23 protein-coding genes are annotated in these 21634 nt (G+C 68.6%); 13 read left to right on the top strand and 10 right to left on the bottom strand.

Translation table 11 applies throughout. From position 1 onward, the window contains the following. Nucleotides 1–34: 34 nt before the first annotated feature. The 6 genes from AC0662_RS17330 to AC0662_RS17355 all read right to left on the bottom strand — a co-directional run bounded on the left by AC0662_RS17330 (nt 35) and on the right by AC0662_RS17355 (nt 7092). Complete coding sequence (locus AC0662_RS17330; protein WP_478301654.1) at nt 35–1033, bottom strand: 2-dehydropantoate 2-reductase; 999 nt, start codon at nt 1031–1033, stop codon at nt 35–37. A gap of 136 nt (nt 1034–1169) precedes the next feature. Beyond that, the gene (locus tag AC0662_RS17335) at nt 1170–2129 is read right to left on the bottom strand and encodes an ABC transporter permease (protein WP_452195168.1); all 960 of its coding nucleotides are present in this window, start codon (nt 2127–2129) and stop codon (nt 1170–1172) included. 1 nt (nt 2130) lies between these two features. Then, a complete protein-coding gene (locus AC0662_RS17340) occupies nt 2131–3057 on the bottom strand; it encodes an ABC transporter permease (RefSeq protein ID WP_452195169.1) in 927 nt (308 codons plus the stop codon). Between the two features lie 118 nt (nt 3058–3175). Then, nucleotides 3176–4192 carry an ABC transporter ATP-binding protein gene (locus tag AC0662_RS17345; protein WP_478301657.1) on the bottom strand — a complete coding sequence of 339 codons (1017 nt, stop codon included), beginning with the start codon at nt 4190–4192 and terminating at the stop codon, nt 3176–3178. Continuing rightward, nucleotides 4189–5169, bottom strand: a complete 981-nt coding sequence (locus AC0662_RS17350; RefSeq protein ID WP_452195172.1) for an ABC transporter ATP-binding protein — start codon at nt 5167–5169, stop codon at nt 4189–4191. Before AC0662_RS17350 ends, AC0662_RS17345 begins: the two co-directional genes overlap by 4 nt. 126 nt (nt 5170–5295) lie before the next feature. Next, a complete protein-coding gene (locus tag AC0662_RS17355; RefSeq protein WP_452195174.1) occupies nt 5296–7092 on the bottom strand; it encodes an ABC transporter substrate-binding protein in 1797 nt (598 codons plus the stop codon). Between the two features lie 168 nt (nt 7093–7260). Here AC0662_RS17355 and AC0662_RS17360 point away from each other — a divergent pair, with 168 nt between their 5' ends. The 6 genes from AC0662_RS17360 to AC0662_RS17385 all read left to right on the top strand — a co-directional run bounded on the left by AC0662_RS17360 (nt 7261) and on the right by AC0662_RS17385 (nt 13467). Beyond that, nucleotides 7261–7944, top strand: a complete 684-nt coding sequence (locus AC0662_RS17360; RefSeq protein ID WP_452195176.1) for a response regulator — start codon at nt 7261–7263, stop codon at nt 7942–7944. 2 nt (nt 7945–7946) lie between these two features. Then, nucleotides 7947–9356, top strand: a complete 1410-nt coding sequence (locus AC0662_RS17365; RefSeq protein WP_452195178.1) for a HAMP domain-containing sensor histidine kinase — start codon at nt 7947–7949, stop codon at nt 9354–9356. 116 nt (nt 9357–9472) lie between these two features. Continuing rightward, complete coding sequence (locus AC0662_RS17370; RefSeq protein WP_478301661.1) at nt 9473–11071, top strand: ABC-F family ATP-binding cassette domain-containing protein; 1599 nt, start codon at nt 9473–9475, stop codon at nt 11069–11071. Nucleotides 11072–11187: 116 nt separating this feature from the next. Continuing rightward, a complete protein-coding gene (locus AC0662_RS17375; RefSeq protein WP_478301663.1) occupies nt 11188–11670 on the top strand; it encodes a hypothetical protein in 483 nt (160 codons plus the stop codon). Nucleotides 11671–11677: 7 nt separating this feature from the next. Further along, on the top strand, nt 11678–12832 hold the full coding sequence (locus AC0662_RS17380; protein ID WP_478301665.1) for a sensor histidine kinase: 1155 nt from the start codon (nt 11678–11680) through the stop codon (nt 12830–12832). Further along, nucleotides 12829–13467 carry a response regulator gene (locus AC0662_RS17385; protein WP_452195184.1) on the top strand — a complete coding sequence of 213 codons (639 nt, stop codon included), beginning with the start codon at nt 12829–12831 and terminating at the stop codon, nt 13465–13467. Before AC0662_RS17380 ends, AC0662_RS17385 begins: the two co-directional genes overlap by 4 nt. Here the strand turns inward: AC0662_RS17385 and AC0662_RS17390 are convergent. Beyond that, a complete protein-coding gene (locus AC0662_RS17390; protein WP_478301667.1) occupies nt 13446–13976 on the bottom strand; it encodes a DinB family protein in 531 nt (176 codons plus the stop codon). The two genes, AC0662_RS17385 and AC0662_RS17390, sit on opposite strands and share 22 nt — an antisense overlap. A 75-nt stretch (nt 13977–14051) precedes the next feature. On the opposite strand from AC0662_RS17390, the gene nicT reads away from it, so the two are divergent. The 3 genes from nicT to AC0662_RS17405 are packed head-to-tail and all read left to right on the top strand — an operon-like array spanning nt 14052 to nt 16536. Then, a complete protein-coding gene (gene nicT, locus AC0662_RS17395) occupies nt 14052–15119 on the top strand; it encodes a Nickel transporter NicT (protein WP_478301669.1) in 1068 nt (355 codons plus the stop codon). A gap of 44 nt (nt 15120–15163) precedes the next feature. Continuing rightward, nucleotides 15164–15565, top strand: coding sequence for an ArsR/SmtB family transcription factor (locus AC0662_RS17400; protein ID WP_452195187.1), 402 nt, complete (start codon nt 15164–15166; stop codon nt 15563–15565). Continuing rightward, nucleotides 15562–16536, top strand: coding sequence for a cation diffusion facilitator family transporter (locus tag AC0662_RS17405; protein ID WP_478301671.1), 975 nt, complete (start codon nt 15562–15564; stop codon nt 16534–16536). The genes AC0662_RS17400 and AC0662_RS17405 overlap by 4 nt, the downstream gene beginning before the upstream one ends. Here AC0662_RS17405 and AC0662_RS17410 read toward each other — a convergent pair. Next, nucleotides 16490–17002: a GNAT family N-acetyltransferase gene (locus AC0662_RS17410; protein ID WP_452195606.1), complete on the bottom strand. Its 513-nt coding sequence runs from the start codon at nt 17000–17002 to the stop codon at nt 16490–16492. The genes AC0662_RS17405 and AC0662_RS17410 overlap by 47 nt on opposite strands. Before the next feature lie 83 nt (nt 17003–17085). Between AC0662_RS17410 and AC0662_RS17415 the strand changes: the two genes are divergently transcribed. The 3 genes from AC0662_RS17415 to AC0662_RS17425 all read left to right on the top strand — a co-directional run bounded on the left by AC0662_RS17415 (nt 17086) and on the right by AC0662_RS17425 (nt 19074). Then, complete coding sequence (locus AC0662_RS17415) at nt 17086–17373, top strand: DUF1905 domain-containing protein (protein WP_478301673.1); 288 nt, start codon at nt 17086–17088, stop codon at nt 17371–17373. A 224-nt stretch (nt 17374–17597) separates the two neighbouring features. Continuing rightward, complete coding sequence (locus AC0662_RS17420) at nt 17598–17870, top strand: hypothetical protein (RefSeq protein WP_478301675.1); 273 nt, start codon at nt 17598–17600, stop codon at nt 17868–17870. A gap of 85 nt (nt 17871–17955) precedes the next feature. Beyond that, the gene (locus AC0662_RS17425; protein WP_452195194.1) at nt 17956–19074 is read left to right on the top strand and encodes an epoxide hydrolase family protein; all 1119 of its coding nucleotides are present in this window, start codon (nt 17956–17958) and stop codon (nt 19072–19074) included. On the opposite strand, the gene AC0662_RS17430 is transcribed toward AC0662_RS17425, so the two are convergent. Continuing rightward, nucleotides 19064–20014 carry a quinone oxidoreductase family protein gene (locus tag AC0662_RS17430; protein ID WP_452195196.1) on the bottom strand — a complete coding sequence of 317 codons (951 nt, stop codon included), beginning with the start codon at nt 20012–20014 and terminating at the stop codon, nt 19064–19066. The two genes, AC0662_RS17425 and AC0662_RS17430, sit on opposite strands and share 11 nt — an antisense overlap. A 42-nt stretch (nt 20015–20056) precedes the next feature. Here AC0662_RS17430 and AC0662_RS17435 point away from each other — a divergent pair, with 42 nt between their 5' ends. Beyond that, on the top strand, nt 20057–20683 hold the full coding sequence (locus tag AC0662_RS17435; RefSeq protein WP_452195198.1) for a DUF2461 domain-containing protein: 627 nt from the start codon (nt 20057–20059) through the stop codon (nt 20681–20683). 10 nt (nt 20684–20693) lie between these two features. Here the strand turns inward: AC0662_RS17435 and AC0662_RS17440 are convergent, their stop codons facing one another. Continuing rightward, complete coding sequence (locus tag AC0662_RS17440) at nt 20694–21566, bottom strand: helix-turn-helix domain-containing protein (protein WP_452195200.1); 873 nt, start codon at nt 21564–21566, stop codon at nt 20694–20696. Between the last annotated feature and the right edge of the window lie 68 nt (nt 21567–21634).

Consider the following 21634-nt stretch of genomic DNA (forward strand, 5'->3'; position numbering starts at 1 on the left):
TAGGGCAAGCGGTTCAGAATTCGAGACCGGTATCTCATTTGGTGGTCATCAAAGCGCTGAGCAGTTCGGGTCCCGGCCAGACCCGGCGGGTGCGCTCGGCCTCGCGAATCAGCGTGACGAGGGTCCGGTTGACCGGAGCCGGCCGGTCGAGTGACTCCGCGAGCCGCACGACCTCGCCGTTCAGGTAATCGATCTCGGTGGGCCGGCCGGCCTCGAGGTCCTCCCACATCGACGTCCGCGCCAGCGGGTCGATCGCGAGCATCTTCCCGGCCACCCGCCGGAAAACGAAGTCCGGCAGCCGGAGGATCGCCGGGAACCAGCGCATCGGCAACGGCAGTAGCTGCGCCGGCTCGATCTTCGCCGCCTCGAGCAGCCCGAGGGTCTCGCTCTGCGCGGCCGCGAGGCAGCGGCGGTAGGCGCGCTGCGAGAGCTCGTCGCGCAACGGCAGGTTCGACAGCGCGTTGATCGGGTTGTTCAGGTTCAGCAAGAGCTTCGACCACTGCACCGGAACGATGTCGTCGTGCTGTGTCAGCGGCAGTCCCGCCCGCGCGAACGCCTCGACGTACGGCGCCAGCGCAGCATCCCGCTGTACGTCGAGGGCGCCCTCCGTGCCCTGATGGAACACCCCAGCGCCCCGGTTCAGCACGTTGAACGGAACCATCCCCGGTACGACGACCTGCGCATCCAACCGCGATCGCAGTACCTCGCCGTTCCGGATCCCGTTCTGGAAACTCACCAAGACCGCGCCCGGCTTCAGAACGCGTGCCAGCTCCTCCGCGGCACCTGCCGTCGCCGCGGACTTCACCGTCACGAGCACCAGATCGGCCTCGGCGGCTCCGGCTGGTGTCGTCTCGAACCGCACGTCCTCGACCCGAAGGTCGGCGCCGAGATAGTCGGTCAGCCGCAGCCCGGACGACGCCACCGCGGCAGCCATCCGTTGCCGGCCGACGAACGTCACCGGCGTCCCCGTCGCGGCGAGCCGGCCACCCACGTAGCAACCGATGCCGCCCGCACCATAAACCGCGATCCGCACCACGACAACGTACCGAAGAACGGGTGGTGTTCGGGAGTAATACGTAGTGACCCGTTCCGGCAGGCCCTACAGACCACCCACTACCCGTTCTTCGGTACCGGCCCCGGGGCAAACCCGACCAAGGAACCCCAGGGAGCTAGTGCAGCCGGACCCTCGGGTCCAGGACGGCGTAGCCGATGTCGACCAGGATGTTCGCCACCACGACCGCCGCCGACGCGAACAGCACGATGCCGATGATCACCGGCAGGTCCTGCTGGTTGATCGCCACGATGGCCGTCTGCCCCAGCCCGGGCATGCTGAACACGGTCTCGATGACGACCACACCGCCGACCAGCTGACCCAGGTCGATCCCGAACTGCGTGAGCACCGGCGTCAGCGCGCTGCGCAGACCGTGCCGGTAGATCACGCGGCGCTCGCGGATCCCCTTCGAGCGAGCGGTCCGGATGTAGTCCTCGCCGAGCACGTCCAGCATCGAGCCGCGGGTCAGCCGGGTATACGTTGCGGCCAGCAACAAGGCCAGCGCCACCCAGGGCAGGATCAGGTGCTGGAACCACGGACCGATCCCGCTGGTCAGCGGCACATAGCCACCGGCCGGGAACCAGGCGAACCCCGCGACGGTGAGCCGGAAGTACAGGAAGTACAGCAGCAACAGGGCGAGCAGGAACGACGGGAACGAGTAGAAGACCAGCGAGAACAGCGTCAGCCCGCGGTCGGCGAACGTTCGCGGGTGCGTCGCCGAGACCACGCCGTTGAAGATCCCCAGCACCATCCACAGCACGGCGGCGCCGAGAGCCAGTGACAGCGTGATCGGCAGCGCCTGCGCGATGATGTGGGTGACCGACACCTGGTGGTAGTAGTCGTACCCGAGGTTCCCCTTCAACGAGTTGCCGAGGAAGTCCAGGTACTGCCTCCACAGCGGCAGGTCGAGACCCAGACGGTGCCTGATCAGCGCGATCGTGTCCGGCGTCGCCTGCCGGCCGGCGAGGGTCTGGGCGACGTTGTTCGGCGCGATGAAGAACAGTCCGAAGACGGCCACCGTGACCAGCCACAGGACCAGGATCCCGTGACCGATCCGGCGCAGCAGGAACCAACCCATGTCAGGTCCGATCCGCGCGGGGGTCGAAGGCGTCCCGGACCCCGTCACCGAAGAGGTTGAAGGCGAGCGTGGTGATCAGCAGGGCCAGCCCCGGGAACAAGATGAACCACCAGGCGGTCGTGTAGTAGTTCTGCGACGTACTGATCATGCCGCCCCAGTCGGCGGTGGGTGGTGGCAGTCCGAGTCCGAGGAACGACAGGGTGGCCTGGACGACGATCACCACCGGGATCAGCAGCGTGGTGTAGACGATCACCGGCGCGAGCACGTTCGGCAGGATGTCGACGAACATGATCCGCCGGTCGCTCGCCCCGAGGGAGCGGGCCGCCTCGACGAACTCACGCTCCCGCAACGTCAGGACCTGGCCGCGGACGATCCGGGCCACCGCCGCCCAGCTGAAGAAGCCGATCACCAGGACCGTGACGGTCAGGCTCGGGCCGGTGATCGCCACCAGCGCGACCGCGACCAGCAGGAACGGCACACACAGGATGACGTCGATCAGCCGCGCCAGAAGCGTGTCGGTGATCCCCCCGAGGAACCCCGCCGCGAGACCCAGCACGACGCCGACGGCGACGGTGATGGCGGTGGCGAGCACACCGACGAGCAGCGAGATCCGGGCGCCGTACGCGATCCGGACCAGGATGTCCCGGCCCAGGTCGTCGGTGCCAAGCCAGAACGTGCCGTTCGGCCCGCGCGGCAACCCGTCCGGAGTCAGCCCGATGTCGCGGTACTGCTCGTTCGGCGGATGGCCCGTGACGGCCGCGAAGACCGGCGCGAAGATCGCCATCAGCACGATCAGCACGATCACGACCAGCGAGATCATCGCGACCTTGTCCTTGCGCAAGCGCCGCATGGCCAGCGAGAACGGACTACGGCCCTCGATCACCCGCGGCTCGTCGAGCACATCGACGAGTTCAATGGTTGAGGTCATGGGGTTTCCCGGTCTGGACTGAGGAGCGGAGGGAGCGAAGCGACTGCAGCGACGAGGGAAGACCGGGAGCCGAGGCCCCAGGACCACGCCGGTGCCGGAGACCCGGCCAAAAGCAGAGTCATGATGCCTTCAAGTCCGGGACGGCGGTGGACAAGTCTTCGCCCACCGTGAGTGGATGGAAGCAGGCGGTGCGGTGCTCGTCGGTGTCGTCGAGTACGGCGATCAGCGGCGGCTCGCTCTGGACGCAGTCGGCCCGGGCTTTCGGGCACCGCGTGTGAAACCTGCACCCCTCCGGCGGGTTCGTCGCGGCGGGAATGTCGCCCCCGAGGATGATCTGCTCGCGGCTGTCGGCGGTGTCCGGGTCCGCCACCGGCAGTGCCGACAGCAACGCCCGGGTGTACGGGTGCCGGGTCTGCCCGAACAGTTCGTCGGTCGGTGCGAGCTCGACGATCTTGCCCAGGTACATCACCGCGATCCGGTCGCTCACGTGCCGAACCACGGACAGGTCGTGCGTGATGAACACGTACGTCAGGTCGAACTCCTTCTGCAGGTCCCTGAGCAGGTTGATGACCTGGGCCTGGATCGACACGTCCAGTGCGGATACCGGCTCGTCGCAGATCATCAGTTTCGGACGCAGTGCGAGCGCCCGGGCGACCCCGATCCGTTGCCGTTGGCCACCGGAGAACTCGGCCGGGAACCGGTTGTAGTGCTCGGGATTCAGCCCGACCAGCTCCATCAGTTCCTGGACCTTCTTCTTCCGATCGTTGCTCGAGGCAATCTTGTGGATCGCGAACGGGTCGCCGATGATCGAGCCGACCCGGCGCCGCGGGTTGAGCGAGCCGTAAGGGTCCTGGAAGATCATCTGGATGTCGCGGCGCAGCGGCCGCATCGCCTTCCGGGACAGCTTGGTGATGTCCTGTCCCTCGAACCACACTGTTCCCGACGTCACGTCGTACAACCTGGCCATGCAGCGGGCCAGCGTGGACTTGCCGCAGCCGGTCTCGCCGACCAGGCCGAGGGTATCGCCCTTGTGCACGTCCAGGGTCACGTCGGCGACCGCCTGGACCACTTCGCGGGAATGGGTCGGGAACTCCTTGCGGACGTTGTCCACCTTGAGCAGTACGTCGTCGTTCACGATGCGGCCGCCTCGGTCTTGTCGTGCGGGAGCCAGCAGGCCGACTGGTGCCGGGGATCGCGGGCGACGTCGGTGAGCGGCGGCACCTCGGTGCGGCATTTGTCGAACGCGTGGTCGCAGCGGGGCGCGAACGGGCAGCCCTTGCGCTCGCCGATCAGGCTCGGTGGCGTCCCCGGGATCGGTGTCAGCCGGTCACCGCTGCGGGCCGGCAACGAGGCCAGCAGGCCCTGCGTGTACGGGTGATGGTTGTGGTAGAAGATCTCCCGGCGCGGCGCCCGCTCCATCACCGAGCCGGCGTACATCACCACCACCTCGTCGGCCATCTCGGCCACCACTCCGAGGTCGTGGGTGATCAGGATGATCGCCGTACCGAACTCCTCCTGGAGCCGGCGCATCACGTTCAGCACCTGGGCCTGCACGGTCACGTCGAGCGCGGTGGTCGGCTCGTCCGCGATCAGCAGCGCCGGGTCAAGGGCCATCGCCATCGCGATCATCACGCGTTGGCGCATCCCGCCGGAGAACTGGTGCGGATAGTCGTCGATGCGTTCCTCCGCGCGCGGGATGCCGACCATCGTCAGCAGCTCGGCGGCCCGCTTCCGGGCCGCCTGCTTGCTGATCTCCAGGTCGTGCGCGCGGATCATCTCGACGATCTGCCAGCCGATCCGGTACAACGGGTGCAGGCTGGACAGCGGATCCTGGAAGATCATTCCGATCTGGGCGCCCCGCAGCCGCCGGAACGTGGCCTCGTCCGCGGTGATCAGGTCCGTCCCGTCGAAGAACGCGGTACCGGACACCTCCGCGCCGCGGGTCAGGCCGGTGATCGTCTGGGTGGCGACGCTCTTGCCGGACCCGGACTCTCCCACGATCGCGAGCGTCTGACCGGCTTCCGCGTCGAACGACACCCCCCGGACGGCACGGACGGTGCCGTCCGGGGTGTCGAAGGAGACCCTGAGGTCCCTTACTTCAAGCAGGGCCATGGGGCCTCCCGTCCTGGACTGAGGAGCGGAGGGAGCGAAGCGACCAGAGCGACGAGGGAAGGACGGGAGTCACAGCCCCGTGGCCCCCGCGCCGGAGGCGCGGCATTCAATACAGCCATGAGGTTGTCAGCCGCCCTGCTTGTCCTTGGTGAGCCAGACGTTCGTCGGATCGAAGCCCTGCAGAGCCGGTACGTAGACGGCGTTCTGCACCTGCGGGGCGTGGTAGTTCGCGTTCTTCGGGTTGGTCAGCGGGTAGAACGGCGCGTCGGCCATCACCTGCGCGTCGGCCTTCGCCCACAGAGCCGCCGTCTGGTCGTCGCTGGTCGCCATCGCGGCCTGCTGGATCATCGTGTTGGTCTGCGGGTTGTTGTACAGCCCGAAGTTGCTGCCGATCGGCGGGAACGACGGCTGCCCGGAGAACAGCGGGTTGAAGAACGACAGGGCCGCGTTGCCGTACCAGTCAGCGCCCCAACCGGCCAGCGAGAGGTCCCAGACGCCGCGTTGCGCGACGGTTGGCACCTGCAGGTACTTCACGTAGAAGTCCGCGTTCGGCGACGGTACGCCGGTCACCGTGATACCCGCCTTGGACAGGTCCTGCTGGATGGTCTGGAATGCCTTGCTGCTGCCCTCGGACGCGTTGCGGTACAGGAACTTCAGCGTCAGGTGCGGGAAGCCCGCCTCCTGCAGCAACTGCTTGGCCTTGTCCACGTTGTACGGATACGGGTCGTTCTGCTTGGAACCGAGGATGTTGTCCGGCAGCACGTGCGTCAGCGGCGGGTTGATCGTCGGACCGCCGATGACCTGGAGGATGTTGGCGCGGTTGATCGCGTAGCTGATCGCCTGCCGCACCTTCACGTTCGCCAGCGCCTTGTTGTTGTTCGGTGACGCGGTGTTGTAGACGACGTACGGATTGCTGGACGCGGTCAGCCCGAGGTTCAGGCCCGGGTCTTTCTTCGCGATCAGGGCCGGCAGCTGCGACGGTGGTGGGGCGATGTCGAACTCGAGGTCCGCGGACGGGGTCCCGGTCTGCAGCTGCTGCTGGATCGAGTCCTGGGCGACCGTCTCGTTGACCAGGATCTTGTCGACGTACGCCTTACGAACCGGGTCGGACGCCGGGTCCCAGGCTGGGTTGCGCGAGTACGAGATCGACTTGGTCGGCACCCAGCTGTCGACCTTGTACGGGCCGTCGGACGGGTAATGGTTCCCGAGCTCGGTGCTGATCGGCAGGTAGTTGAGCGATTCCACGGGCGCCGGCGAGAACGCCGTCAGTGTCAGCATGCCGACGAAGTACGTCGCCGGGTGGACGAGATGGAACTCGACCGTGCTCGCGTCCTTGGCGACCACGCCCGGCAGCGGCGTCTTGTCGATGTACTCCTTGAGGCCCGCGATGGTCTTCGGAGCCTTGGAGAACCCGTCGAGGAACGACTGGTACCCGACCAGCAGGCTGGCGTAGTCCGGAATACCGCCGAAGGGCTGGATCGGGTTCGCGGTCCGCTTCACGCCGCGCACCATGTCCTCCGCGGTCACCGCCCGGGCAGGGCTGGTGTTCCACTTGGCGCCGGGCCGGATCTTGATCGTGTACGTCTTGCCGTCGGCGCTGATCCCGCCGTTCGAGGTGGTCGGGATCTCAGTGGCGAGGTCGGCCACCGGCGTCGTGTTGTCCTTGCCCGGATCGGCCGGGTAGGTGAACAGTTGGCGGCTCCACATCCGCAGGTTCATGTACCCGACCGAGTAATAGCTGATGTTCGGGTCCATATAGTCGACGTCACCCGAGCCGAGCAAGTTCAGGGTGCCACCGGTGACCGGAGTACCGGCTGTGCTGGTGCCGGATCCGGACGGTGTGGTGCCACCACCGCTACAGGCGGCGAGCGCAATGCTCGCCGCGGCGGCAAGAGATAATGCCGCCAGCCGTCTTCTGGCCATTGGTCCTCCTCCGGGACTCGATAGCGCTGAAGTTAGGACTTCCGGGCGCAGCCGGAACCAGCGAGCACGCAACCGTCAAGAGGATGTCAACCACGCCAGGCGAGAACATGACGGATTCATGACAGCCGTAACCCCGCCGGGGCCCTCCGCATGAGCGACACTGTTCCCGTGGCACACAGCCTGTTGCTGGTCGACGACGAGCCGCGGATCCGGCGGGTGCTGCGGCTTGCCCTGGAGGACGAGGGCTATCAGGTCACCGAGGCGGCCAACGGGTACGACGCGTTGGCGGCACTGCGCCGGGAGACTCCGGACGTGGTGCTGCTGGACCTGATGCTGCCGGATCGGGACGGGTTCGCCGTCTGCCGGGAGATCCGGCGCGCGAGCGACGTACCGGTGATCATGGTGACGGCGCGGACGGACAGTCACGACGTGGTCGCCGGGCTGGAGGCCGGCGCGGACGACTACGTGACGAAACCGCTTGTTGCCAAGGAGTTGTCGGCCCGGATCCGGGCGCTGCTGCGGCGGGTCGAGCCGGCCAACGCGCGGCAGGCGAACCTGCTCGAGATCGGTGACCTGCGGATCGACGTACCAGGGGCCGAGGTGACGCGGGACGGCGAACCGTTGTCGCTGACGCGGACCGAGTTCAAGCTGCTGGCCGAGCTGGCTGGTGCCGAGGGCAAGGTGCTGAGCCGGGAGCAGTTGCTGTCGAAGGTCTGGGGGTACGGGTACTTCGGGGACAGCCGGATCGTCGACGTGCACGTCCGGCGGCTCCGGCTGAAGATCGAACGCGACCCGGCCAGCCCGAAGCATCTCGTGACTGCCCGCGGTCTGGGCTACCGACTGGTGAGCTGACCTTGCTGGGCCGGTTCAGCCTGCGGAGCCGCGTGATGCTGGCGTACGGCCTGCTCGCGCTCGGCCTCTCGACGGTGCTGGCGATCGTGACCTGGAAAGTGGTCTCGACCTACCTCACCGACCAGCGCGAGTCGTCGGCGGTGACAGTGACGGCGGACAACGCCGCGGCGCTGCGGTACGGGTTGTTCGGTGCGCCGGTGCCGTGCAGCCCGGGGCACGAACGGGCCGAGTGCAGCGGCCCGACGCTGCAGCCCGGGGTGTCGGTGATCGACGTCATGAACGGCTTGCCGTCGACAGACGCGGCGGCGTCGATGGTGTACATCGAGGACCATTGGTACGCCTTGACCGGCAAACCGTCCGACCTGCCGTCGGACCTGATCCAGACCGCGCTCGCCGGCACCGTCGTACAGCGGCGGATCGAGGTGGGCGGGCGGCCGGTGCTCGCGGTCGGGGTGCCGATGGGGCGCCAGGGTGAGGCGTTCTTCGAGTGGCACCCGCTGACGAGCCTGGACAACACCCTGCGCACGCTGAAGATCACGCTGGTCGCGGCGGCGATCGCGACCGCGTTGATCGGGCTCGCGGTCGGGCGGCTGGCGAGCACCGTGGCGTTGCGGCCGTTGGCCGAGCTGACCCAGGCCGCGGACTCGGTCGCCCGCGGGAAGCTGGACGCGCGGCTGCAGGCGGAGAGTGACAAGGACCTCGGCGGCCTGGCACGGTTGTTCAACCAGACCGCGGCGGACATGGAGCGGCGGGTGGCGGCGGACGCACGGTTCGCCGGCGACGTGAGCCACGAGCTGCGGACGCCGTTGATGACGATGCTGAACTCGATGCAGCTGATCCAGAACCACCGCGCCGAACTCCCCGAGGCGGTGCGGGAGCCGGTCGAACTGCTCGGTGACGACCTGGACCGGTTCCGCCGGCTGGTGATCGACCTGCTGGAGATCTCCCGCGACGACGGTGGCGACCGGGGGAGCCGGGAGATCGTCCGGATCGCCGACCTGGTGCGGGCCGCGGCGGACGCGACCGCCGGACGCGACGTGACCACGGTCGAGCCGGACGCCGAAGGGCTGACGCTGCAGGCCGACAAGCGCCGGCTCGAGCGGGTGATCGCCAACCTGGTCGAGAACGCCGAGGACCATGCCGGTGGTTGCAAGGGCGTCGGTGTCCGGGCCGGTGGCCTGGGGGTCGTGATCACGGTCGACGACGCGGGGCCGGGCGTCCCGGTCGAGGACCGGGCGAGCATCTTCGAACGCTTCGGCCGCGGCGGGACCTCCGGTCGGGGCCGCGGCGTCGGCCTCGGCCTGGCGATCGTCGCCCGGCACGTGCAGTGGCATCACGGCAGCATCCAGGTGACCGACCGTCCGGGCGGCGGCGCACGCTTCGTCGTCGAGCTGCCCGCGAAAATCAGCTGACGGCTGTTGGCCCGCCCGGTTACCTTGGACGTATGGCTACTTGCCTCTGTGTCTAGCTGGCGCACCCGCTTCTACAGGTGAGGTGTGTCGACTAGCTATCACGGAGAGTAACCATCATGATCACCGTTCGCGGTGTAGAACTTCGCGTCGGCGCGCAGTTGCTGCTGACCGACATCTCGTTCACCGTCGGCGTCGGGGACCGCGTCGGACTCGTCGGCCGCAACGGCGCCGGCAAGACCACGCTGCTGAAGACCCTGGCCGGCGAAGAGCGTCCGGCGGCGGGGGACATCGCCGTCACCGGGTCGATCGGCTACCTGCCGCAGGACCCCCGCGCGGCCGATCCCGCGCTCACCGTCACCGACCGGATCCTGTCGGCGCGGCACCTCGACACCGCCGTACGCCGGTTGCGCGAGACCGAGGCGGCGATGAGCACCGCCACCGGCGAGGCGCAGGAGAAGGCGATGGCGGCGTACGCGCGGGCCGAAGCGGAATTCCAGGCCGGCGGTGGTTACGCGGCCGAGGCGGAAGCGGCGCGGCTCGCAGCCGGTGTCGGCCTGCCCAACCGTGCCCTGATGCAGCCGATCGGTCAGCTGTCCGGCGGTCAGCGTCGCCGCGTCGAGCTGGCCCGGATCCTGTTCGCGCAGCACGAGACGCTGCTGCTCGACGAGCCGACCAACCACCTGGACGCAGATTCGGTGCTCTGGCTGCGGCAGTTCCTGCAGTCGTACGCCGGTGGCCTGATCGTGATCAGCCACGACCGCGAGTTGCTCAAGGCAACGGTCAATCGGGTGTTCCACCTGGATCCGCAGCGGCGTACGGTCGACCTGCACAACACCGGCTGGACGAAGTACCTCGAGCAGCTCGACCTGGACGAGCGGCGGCGGCAGCGCGAGCGCGCGGTCGCCGAGCGCAAGGCCTCGGTCCTGCACACGCAGGCGGCGAAGATGCAGGCGAGCGCGGGGACGGCGGTCGCGGCCAAGAACATGGCCCGGCGGGCGGACAAGCTGCTCGCCGGCCTCGAACCGGTCCGCCGGGCCAACCGGGTCGCCAAGATCCGGCTCCCGGCCCCCGCTCCGTCCGGCCGGACCCCGCTGTCCGCGGTCGGCCTGAAGAAAGCGTACGGCGGTCTGCAGGTACTGAACGGTGTCGACCTGGCCGTCGACCGGGGCAGCCGAGTCGTCATCCTCGGGCTGAACGGCGCGGGCAAGACCACGCTGCTCCGGCTGCTCGCGGCCCGCGAACAGCCTGACGAGGGTCACGTCGTACCCGGTCACGGTCTGCGGCTCGGGTACTTCGCCCAGGAGCACGACACGCTGGACCTGGCCGGGACCGTGCGGCAGAATCTGGCGGCGGTCGCGCCCGGCCTGACCGACGGCGAGGTCCGGAACGTGCTCGGCTCGTTCCTGTTCAGCGGTGACGACGTGGACAAGCCGGCCGGCGTCCTGTCCGGTGGCGAGAAGACCCGGCTGGCGCTCGCGGGTCTGGTGCACTCCAGCGCGAACGTGCTGCTGCTGGACGAGCCGACCAACAACCTCGACCTGGCCTCGCGGGACGAGGTCCTGGGCGCGGTCGGCAGCTACCCGGGAGCGATCGTGATGGTCACCCACGACGAGGGGGCCATCGAGGCGCTCCGCCCGGACCGGGTGCTGATCCTCCCCGACGGCACCGAGGACCTCTGGTCGGACGACTACCTGGACCTGGTGTCCCTCGCGTGAGTCAACCCATGGGTTGAGACCCGGTTCCACCCGGGTCTCACCTCGGGGCTGACGTTCCGGACGGCCGCTCCGAGGAGTGTTGTCACCAACAACAACTCCTCCGAAAGGACCCCGAAATGTCGACCGTGATCGGAATCCTGCTGGGCCTGCTGGTGCTGTTCCGGGTCGTCGGCCGCCAGGTGACCGGCTCGCTCGTCACCCAGCGGTCGCTGTTCCTGATGCCTGGGATCCTGCTGACCTACGGGCTGCTGTCGATGTCGTCCGCGTTGCACACCGCGACAACCGGTCAGCTCGCCTTCCTCGCTCTCGACTGTGTCCTGCTGATCGGTTTCGGGGTCGCCCGCGGCGCGAGCATCCGCTTGACCCAGACCGACGAGGGCCTGTTCCAGAAGGGCACCGCCACGACGCTGGTGCTCTGGCTGGTGACCATCGCGCTGCGTGTCGGTACGTCGTTCGCGGCGGCCGCACTGTGGCCGCACAACAGCTTCGGCCAGGCGTCGCTGGCGCTGACCGTCGGCGTCACGATCGCCGCCCAGAACGCGATGATCTACCGCCGCTCGCAGGCGCTGCACATCCCGTTCGCCGCCGACCGGGCATGATGACTTCATGAGGTGGACGCTGGGAGACCAGTTCCGGGACGAGCCCGTGGCTGGTCTCCTGCTGCGTGCGGTCCCGAGTGTGCTGACGATCATCTCGGTCGCGCTCGCCGCCCGGAACCACGACCAGCACCGGTTCCCGTACGCCGTGATCCTCGTCCTCGGCCTGATCGTTGTGGTCAGCAACATCTCGACCCTCTGGCTCCGGTACGGCGAGCCGCTCGGGCGCGCCGGCTACGGCCTACTGGTGTTCGTGATCTCCGGTTCGCTGCTCTGGTACGCGCTGCCGGAGAGCGTGATGATCGTGGCCCCGTTCTGGGCCACCCGGTCCGCGGTCAGGTACTACAAACCCGACCGGCTCGCCTGGGCGATCGTCGGAGTCGGCATCCTCGGGGCGAGCCTGCCGCTGTACGCCACGAGCCGGTCGTGGACCGCCGCGTTCGGGTCGGCGTTCGGAGTGATCGCACTGACGTTCGCGTCGATCAACCGGCGGACCCGCGAGCAGCAGTTGGAAGACCTCGAGGTGTCGCTGGCGCGCAAGCAGGCCGCGATCGAGGAGCACGAGCGGGCCGCGGCCCTGGCCGAGCGGGCCCGCATCGCGCGCGACGTGCACGACGTACTCGCGCACTCCCTGGCCGGGCTTTCGCTGAGTCTGCAGGGGGCGCGGTTGATGCTGGTGCGGGACGGGGCGTCGCCCGAGGCGATCGAGCAGGTGACGCGGGCGCAGGGGCTCGCCGCCGACGGGTTGGCCGAGGCGCGGCGGGCGGTGGCGGCGCTGCGGGAGGACGCGGTTCCCGACGTACGGGCGCTGGCGGATCTTGTGGCGGCGTACCGGCTGGAGACCCAGGCGGCGGGGGAGTTCGTGGTCGAGGGGGACGAGCGGGAGTTGTCGGGTGATGTGATGGGCACGCTGTACCGGACCCTGCAGGAGGCGCTGGCGAACACCCGGAAGCACGCGCCGGGCGCGGCGGTGCGAGTGGAGCTGGCGTACGGCGATCCGCTGCGGCTGACCGTGGAGGATCAGCAGGGGAAGCGGCCGGAACGGGCGGCGCCAGGTGGTTACGGTCTGCTCGGGATGCGGGAACGGGCCGACCTGGCCGGTGGATCATTGGAAGCCGGCCCGACGTCGACGGGCTGGCGCGTCGAGCTGAAGGTGCCGGCATGAGTGTGCGAGTGGTGGTCGCGGACGATCAGACCGTGGTGCGGGACGGGCTGGTGACGCTGCTCAAGTTGCTGCCCGGGATCGACGTGGTCGCGGCGGCGTCGGACGGGCGGGAAGCCGTTCAGCTGGTGGCCGAGCACGATCCCGACGTACTGCTGGTGGATCTGCGGATGCCGACGATGGACGGAGTGGAGGCGACGGGCCTGGTACGGACCGAGCATCCGCGGACGGAGGTCGTCGTACTCACGACGTACAGCGACGACGACTCGGTGTTGTCCGCGCTGCGAGCCGGGGCGCGCGGGTTCCTCACCAAGGACGCCGACGCCGAGTCGATCGGCCGCGCGCTCGAGGCGGCCGCCGCGGGTCAGTCGATCCTCGACGCCGACGTCCAACGCCGCCTGATCGAAGGCACCACCTCCACCTCACGGCCGGTCGACGCCTCCGACTCGGGTCTCACTCCGCGCGAACTGGAAGTACTCCGCCTGATCGCCGAGGGCCTGTCCAACACCGAGATCGCCCGCCAACTGGTCGTCAGCGAAGCCACCGTCAAGACCCACATCAACCACCTCTTCGCCAAAGCCAACCTCCGCGACCGAGCCCAAGCCGTCGCCTACGCCTACCGCCTCGGCCTCGCCTGATCTCTCTGTGCCTGAAGCACCCCGTCCAGCAACAGATCGAGATGCCCGCGATGCTGCGCGGTCTCCTCGATCATGTGCAGGTAGATCCACCGCAGGCTGACCAACTTCCCGCCGAACGACCCCCGTACGGCGAGAGTGTCGAGGGACTCGACCCGCGCGGTGATTCGCCGGCTGGCATCACACGCGCTCGCGTACAGCTCACGCAGCTCGCCGACGGTGTTACCGGCCGCCGAGTGAAAGTCCCAGTCGATGTCCTGGTCGAACGGCGCCGAGCGCCACGGCTCGGCCGACGGGACGTCGAGGAACTTGTGGCTGAACCACAGATCCTCCATCGCGGCGAGGTGCTTCACGATCCCGCCGACGGTCAGGTCTGTGGCAGGCAGGAACCGACTCGCGGCTTCGTCGTCGGAGAGGTCGTCGAGGGTGTGGAGAACGCCGGTGCGGTGAAAGTCGAGGAACTGTTCCAGGGCGCGGCGCTCGGTGGGCGTGACGTCGGGGTAGGTGGGCACGTCCACAGTGTGGCGGTTTTGCGACTGGGTTGCATGTGGGGTGGGGTGGGCGTTTACTGGCGGGTTGTGAGGCGGATGGGGATTACCGGGCGGGAGTGGGGCTCGGTGGGGGCGATGGCTGGGTTTGTGCTGTTGCTGCATCTGGTGGGGTGGGGAGTGCTGGCGCTGGTGGTGGCGCCGCGGCATTACCTGTTGGGGTCGGCCGGGGTGTTCGGGGTCGGGCTGGGCGTCACGGCGTACACGCTGGGGATGCGGCACGCGTTCGACGCTGACCACATCGCGGCGATCGACAACACCACGCGGAAGCTGATGGCCGACGGGCGGCGGCCGTTGTCGGTGGGGTTCTGGTTCTCGCTCGGGCACTCGACCGTGGTGTTCGTGCTGTGCTTCCTGCTCGGGCTCGGCGTCCGTACGCTGGCCGGCCAGGTCGCCGACGACTCGTCCCGCCTGCAACACATCACCGGCCTCGTCGGTACGGCGGTCTCCGGCGTCTTCCTGTACCTGATCGCGGCCCTCAACCTGGTGGTCCTGGTCGCGGTGCTCAAGGTCTTCCGCCGGATGCGCACCGGCGAGTACGACGAGGCGTCGCTCGAGCACCACCTCGATCAGCGTGGCTTCCTGAACCGCATCCTGGCCGGCGTCACGAAGGCGGTCAGCCGCCCGTGGCAGATGTACCCGATCGGCATCCTCTTCGGCCTCGGTTTCGACACCGCGACCGAGGTCAGCCTGCTCGTCCTGGCCGGTGGCGCCGCCGCGTTCAGCCTGCCCTGGTACGCCGTTCTGACGCTGCCGATCCTGTTCGCGGCCGGGATGAGTCTGCTCGACACGATCGACGGCTGCCTGATGAACTTCGCCTACGGCTGGGCGTTCGCGAAACCGGTCCGCAAGGTCTACTACAACATCACCATCACCGGCCTGTCGGTCGCCGTGGCGCTGGTGATCGGCAGCATCGAACTGATCTCGATCCTCACCGACAGGCTGCACATCGAGCACGGTCCGCTGGCCGCGATCGCCGCCGTCGACCTGAACTACGTCGGCTACGCGATCGTCGGGCTGTTCGTCGTCACCTGGCTGGTCGCGCAGGCGATCTGGAAGTACGGCCGGATCGAAGAGAAGTGGACCGTGAACCACCCCGTGCACTGAAGGTCACGGTTGCCCGGCGCGGTGTGATGGCTTACCGTGAACATATGAAGAGTTCTGCAGATGTGCAGCACGACTCCTGCAACGTCCGTCTGGTCGACCCGGAGCGGGTGGCGAGCGTCCATGCCAGGATGCCCGGCGAGGACGACATCGTCGACACCGCCGACGTGTTCAGCCTGCTCGGCGATCCGCGGCGGCTGAAGCTGCTGGTCGCCCTGCTCGACGGGGAGCTGTGCGTCTGCGATCTGGCCGCGATCACCGGGCTGAGCGAGTCCGCCACGTCGCATGCCCTGCGACTGCTGCGGGCACACCGCGTGGTCGGCGTACGGCGGGATGGGCGGAACGCGTTCTACCGGCTGGACGACGCGCACGTGCGGATGCTGCTGGATCTCGCGGTCGCGCACACCGAGCACACCGACGCGATCCACCCGGAGAGGGCCGACTCGTGAGCGCGGGACATGGGCACGGCCACGGGGTCTCCGCGGCCGCGGACAAGAAGCTGTTGAGCGGTGCGCTCGCGCTGATCGTCGGCTTCATGGCCGCCGAGGTCGTGGTGGGTCTCGCGGCCGGATCGCTGGCCCTGGTCACGGACGCCGCGCACATGCTGACGGACGCGATCGCCATCGCGCTCGCGTTGCTGGCGATCCGGCTCGCCGCGAAACCACCGGCCGGCGGGTTCACCTACGGCTTCAAGCGGGTGGAGATCCTCTCCGCGCAGGCCAACGGCATCACGCTGCTCCTGCTCGCGGTGTACTTCGTCTACGAGGCCGTCAGCCGGATGATCCACCCGCCGGAGGTGAAGGGTGGGCTCGTCCTCGTCACCGGCCTGGTCGGCATCGTGGTGAACCTGCTCGCCACCTGGCTGATCAGCAAGGCGAACCGCTCCAGCCTGAACGTCGAGGGCGCGTTCCAGCACATCCTGAACGACCTGTTCGCGTTCATCGCGACCGCGATCGCCGGTCTCGTCGTCCTGCTCACCGGCTTCGCCCGCGCCGACGCGATCGCCGCGCTGGTGGTCGCCGCGCTGATGCTCAAGGCCGGGATCTCGCTGGTCCGCGACTCCGGCCGGATCTTCCTCGAGGCCGCCCCGAGCGCGATCGACCCGCAGGCGCTCGGCGCCGAGCTGTGCGCGATCGACGGGGTGGTCGAGGTGCACGACCTGCACGTCTGGGAGATCACCTCCGGCGAGCCGGCGGCCTCCGCGCACATCCTGGTTGCCGAGGCCCTCGACTGTCACCAGATCCGGGTCCGGATCGAGCAGTTGCTTGCCGACCGCCACCACCTGACGCACTCAACGCTCCAGGTCGACCACGCGACCGGCGACGAGCCGTCGGCCCATTGCAGCGACGCGCACGGGACGGTTCACCGGTCGGTCACAACCGCTGGGCAAGCACCTGACCCGGCCAGTCCGGCTCATTGACCCGCGGTACGGCGAACGCGACGTCCCGCGTGAACCCCTGCCGCTCGTAGTACCGGACGAGCGCACCGTCGCCGCCCGCGAAACAGTCGACGCGGAGCAGGTGTACGCCGTCCGCGCGGGCCAGCTCGCGGGCGTGGTCGAGCAGTACGCCGCCGATGTTCTGCCCGGCCGAGGCGCGGTCCGTGACGAGCAACCGGACGTACAGCTCGGGCTCGGTTGCCGGCGGCACGTACTCCATCGCGGCCCCGACCGCGAGCGCGCCGACGACGTGATCATTCGTTTGAGCGACCCACAATCCGCCGTCGTCAGCGAACCCGGTGATCTGCTGGACCCGCCGCGGGCTCGTCGAATGGGGCGCCGTACCCCATTGCTCCGTCCGGCCGCGGGCAACCAGCCATTTCGTTGCCCCGTCGAGAAGGGCCAGCACCGCCGGTACGTCGTCCCGCCCGGCCCGGCGGATCATCATCTGCACGATCCCAGAATAAATTGACCGAAGATGTCGAAAGGCCGTCGGCAGCCTCTACCTAGGCGTGTAGAGAGGAGCTCACGATGAGCAAGAAGACCGGAAAGCTGGACAAGACGTTCACCGCGCCGCTGCTGAAGAGCGACGCCAAGGGCGGCTGGACCTACCTGCAGATGCCGGGTTCGGCGGAGTACTTCGGGACGCGCGGGCTGGTGAAGGTCCGCGGCACGATGGACGGGCACCCGTTCGAGAGCTCGTTCATGGCGCTCGGTGACGGCACCCACAAACTGCCCGTGAAGGGCGAGCTGCGCGGCCTGCTCGGCAAACAGCCGGGGGAGGACGTCACCGTGCATCTGGAGGAACGTCTCGGCTGACAGTGACTTCCATTTGATCTGAGATCACCGTCACAGTCGGTCATGTTCTGAGTAAGGACTCTGTGAAGAATCGATCCTGACCGGCTGCCGGGGTGGGGATCCTCGCGGGCCGGACCGTACCTTCGATTCTTGGGTGGTCCGTCGAAGTCAGGAGTGAACGAAGTGCTACGGGGCTCACGGGGCGTGCCGTCGGCATGCCCACCACCAGCGGATCCGGTCGCACTGTGATCACGCTGAACAAGATTCTCGGTGTCGTCGGGCTGGTGCTCCTGTTCGGTGGGGCGCTGCTCGGTTTCCGGTCGGTCTCGGCGAGCGGGACGGACTGCGGTTCGGCGTTCCAGCCGGCCGGCGGCATCACGCCGATGTCCTGCGACAACGCGCTGAACGGCGCCAGCACCCTGGTCACGGTCGTGATCAGTGCCGGCGTCCTGTGCCTGATCGCGGCCGTCGCGGTCAAGGTGGTCCGCGACCGCAGCAGCGCGAAGGTCACCGCCTGACCCCGGGGCGCCTGAATCCGGGTGCACTGACTTCGGTGGGCTGAATTCCTTTGCGGAGCCTGACCCGGTGCGACAAGGTGCCGGAGTGACGATCGAACCGTTCCGGCTGGACGTGCCCGACAGCGAGCTGGACGACCTGCGCCGGCGCTTGGAGCTAGTGCGCTGGCCTGACGAGATGCCGGGCGCCGGGTGGTCCCGCGGCGTACCGCTGGGCTATCTCCAGGAGCTGGTCGAGTACTGGCGGGACTCCTACGACTGGCGCGCCGCCGAGGCGCGGTTGAACGAGTGGCCGCAGTACACGACCACGATCGACGGTGCGCGGATCCATTTCGCGCACATCCCGTCGCCGGACCCAGAGGCGATCCCTCTTGTCCTCACCCATGGCTGGCCGGGCTCGATCGTCGAGTTCACCGAGGTCGCCGGGATGCTCAGCGACTTCCACCTCGTCCTCCCGACGATTCCCGGCTTCACGCTGTCCGGCCCGACCCCCGAACCCGGCTGGGAGTTCAAGCGGGTGGCGCGCGCGTGGACCGAGCTGACCACCCGGCTCGGCTACCAGCGGTACGGCGTACAGGGCGGCGACTGGGGTGCGGCGATCTCCCGGGAGGTCGGGCGGATCGATCCCGGCCGCGTGATCGGCGTACACCTCAACCTGATCCCGGGTGCGGGCGCGAGCTCCGAGCCGACGCCGGAGGAACTCGCGCCGCTCGACCTGGCCGAGCGGGAGCGGACCTGGGCGTCGTGGCGCCGGCAGCAGGAGTTCGCGACCGAGCAGCAGGGGTACGCCGATCTGCAGTCGACGCGCCCGCAGACTCTCGCCTACGCGCTGACCGACTCGCCGGTCGGGCAGCTGGCGTGGATCGCGGAGAAGTTCGCGACCTGGACCGATCCGGCGCGCCCGGTCGATCGCGACGCACTGCTCACCAACGTCATGCTCTACTGGCTCACCCGGACCGCGGGATCGGCCGGCGCGATCTACTACGAACGCGCGCACGCGCCGTACTGGGGGCAACCGGCCGAACCGTCGCGGACGCCGACCGCGCTGCTCGACCTGGCGCACGAGAACTTCATCCCGCTGCGGCACAAGGTTGCCGACAGCGACAACATCGTCCGCTGGACCAGCCATCCCCACGGCGGCCACTTCGCCGCGCTCGAACAGCCTGAGGCCTTGGCCGCGGACATCCGGGCGTTCTTCAGGGCTTGAGTACGACCTTCCCCGTGGTCCGGCGGGCGAGGAGGTCCTCGTGTGAGCGGCGTGCCTGCTCGAGCGGGTACTCCGCGCCGACCAGTGGGTGGAGTTTGCCGGCGGCCGTCAGAGCGAGGAGTTCGGTGAGCGGTTCGACGTACCCGCCTGGGAGTTCCATCGCCGGGACCAGCCAGAAGCCGGCGACCGAAAGGTTGCGCTGGGCAAGCGCGCTCGGGTCGACCGCGGGCCGGCCCTCACGACCGGCGTTGCCGTAGTTGACCAGGCGGCCGAAGCCGGCGAGACAGTCGAGCCCGGCCAGCATCGTCGGGCCGCCGGTCGAGTCCAGTACGACGTCCACCCCGCCCGCGGCCACTGCCCGGATCCGGTCCGCGTAGCCGTTCGGGTTGTTGTCCACGGCAACGTCGGCGCCGAGCTGCAGCGCCAGCTCGCGCTTGGCCGGCGTGGAGGCGGTCGCGATCACCTGACCGGCGCCGAAGTGCTTGGCGAGCTGGACCGCCAGCGAGCCGACGCCGCCGGCGGCCGCGTTCACCAGTACGGACTCTCCGGCCCCGAGGCGCGCGCTGTTCCGCAGTACGTGCCAGGCCGTCAGTCCTTGGATCAGCACCGCGAGTGCCTGCCCGTCGCTCACCCCGTCCGGTACGTCGACCACGCGGTGCGCGGGCGCAAGCGCGAACTCGGCGTACCCACCTCCGGTCTCGAAGATGGGGGAGAGGATCCGGCGGCCGGTGTCCGTGCGACCGACGATCTCGACGCCGGGGACGAACGGCAGCGTCACGCCGCCGCGGTAGGAGCCGTCGGTGCGATGGGTGTCGGCGAAGTTCACCCCGGCCGCGCTCACCGCGACGAGCAGCTGGCCGGGGCCGGCGACCGGCGGGTCGAGTTCGGTCGGGACGAGGACTTCGGGGCCACCGAACTCGGTGACCTGGATGGCGCGCATCTCGGTGTCGGTCCTCCTCGTCGGGCGAACTATCGTTGCCCCATGAGTTTTACCGGGTTTCCGGCTGCGGCGCTGGACTTCTACGACGATCTCGAAATGGACAACACCAAGAGCTTCTGGACCGCGCACAAGCAGGTCTACGAGGAGTCGGTGCGGGCGCCCATGGCGGAGCTGCTGACGGAGCTCGAGGAGGAGTTCGGTCCCGCGAAGCTCTTCCGCCCGTACCGTGATGTCCGGTTCGCGAAGGACAAGACGCCGTACAAGACCCACCAGGGTGCGTACATCGCGGTCGCGCCGGCGACCGGTTGGTACGTGCAAGTATCCGCGCCCGGTGTCCGGGTCGGGGCCGGCTTCTACGAGGCGAGCTCCGAGCGCCTCGGCCGGGTCCGTGCGGCGATCGACGAGGACCGACGCGGCCGGCAGCTGGAGAAGATCCTGGCCACCCTCGGCAAGGCCGGCTGGGAGATCGGCGGCGAGAAGCTCAAGACCAGCCCACGCGGGTACGACGCGGACCACCCGCGCATCGATCTGCTCCGCCACAAGTCCCTGAGCGTCGGCAAGAGCTACGGCTTCGAGCCCGTCATCCACACCGCCGACCTGGTCACCCAGATCCGCACCGACTGGCGAGCCACCAAACCCCTCATCACCTGGCTCACCGACAACAGCTGACCAGCTCGGGTCAGGCCTCGAAGTCCTTGCGGATGTTGGTGAGGATGTCGCGGGTCTTGTTCGGGGGTGGGGCCGCGACGCAGAGGGCTTCCATGGTGGCTGTGTACTGGTCGAGGTCCTCGAGCTTGTCGAGGTAGAGCGCGCTGCTCAGGTGCTCGATGTAGACCATGTCCGGCAGGTCCTGCTCCGGGAACCGCAGGATGCTGTAGGCGCCACCGGTGGCCGCGTGGCCGCCGACGTGGAACGGCATCACCTGGAGCGTGACGTTCGGCAGCTGTGACGCATCGATCAGGTAGTCCAGCTGCTCGATCATCGTCTTCACGCCACCGATCGGGCGCCGCAGCACCGCCTCGTCGACGACGGCCCAGATGCGTACCGGGTCCGGACGGGTCAGCACAACCTGCCGGTTGGTGCGCAGCGCGACGCGGCGCTCGACCTCCTCGGCCGCGATCATCCCGCGGCCCAGCTGGATCACCGCGCGGATGTAGTCCGAGGTCTGCAGCAGCCCGGGGACGAACTGCAGCTCGTAGACACGGATCAGCTGCGCGGCGGCCTCGAGGTCCAGATAAGAATGGAACCAGCTCGGCAGCACGTCGCCGTAGCGGTGCCACCAGCCCGGGTTGTTCGCCTCGCGGGTGAGCGCGAGCAGGCGCTCCCGCTCTTCCGCGTCGTCGACGCCGTACAGCGTGAGCAGGTCGCGGACGTCGCGTTCCTTGAGGCCGACCCGGCCCAGCTCCATCCGGCTGACCTTGGACTCCGACGACCGGATCTCCCACCCCGCGTCGGATCGGCTGATCCCTGCTGCCACCCGCATCCGGCGAAGGTGCCCGCCGAGGATGATGCGCAGCGCGGTCGGTCCGCTTTGCGCGCCCGACTCGGTCACACCCACCTCCCAGCGGCCCCAGCAATGTTCATCAGCGGCAATTTCAACCGCAAGTGCACATCATCGCA

This window comes from Kribbella sp. NPDC043289 (genome assembly GCF_056436705.1).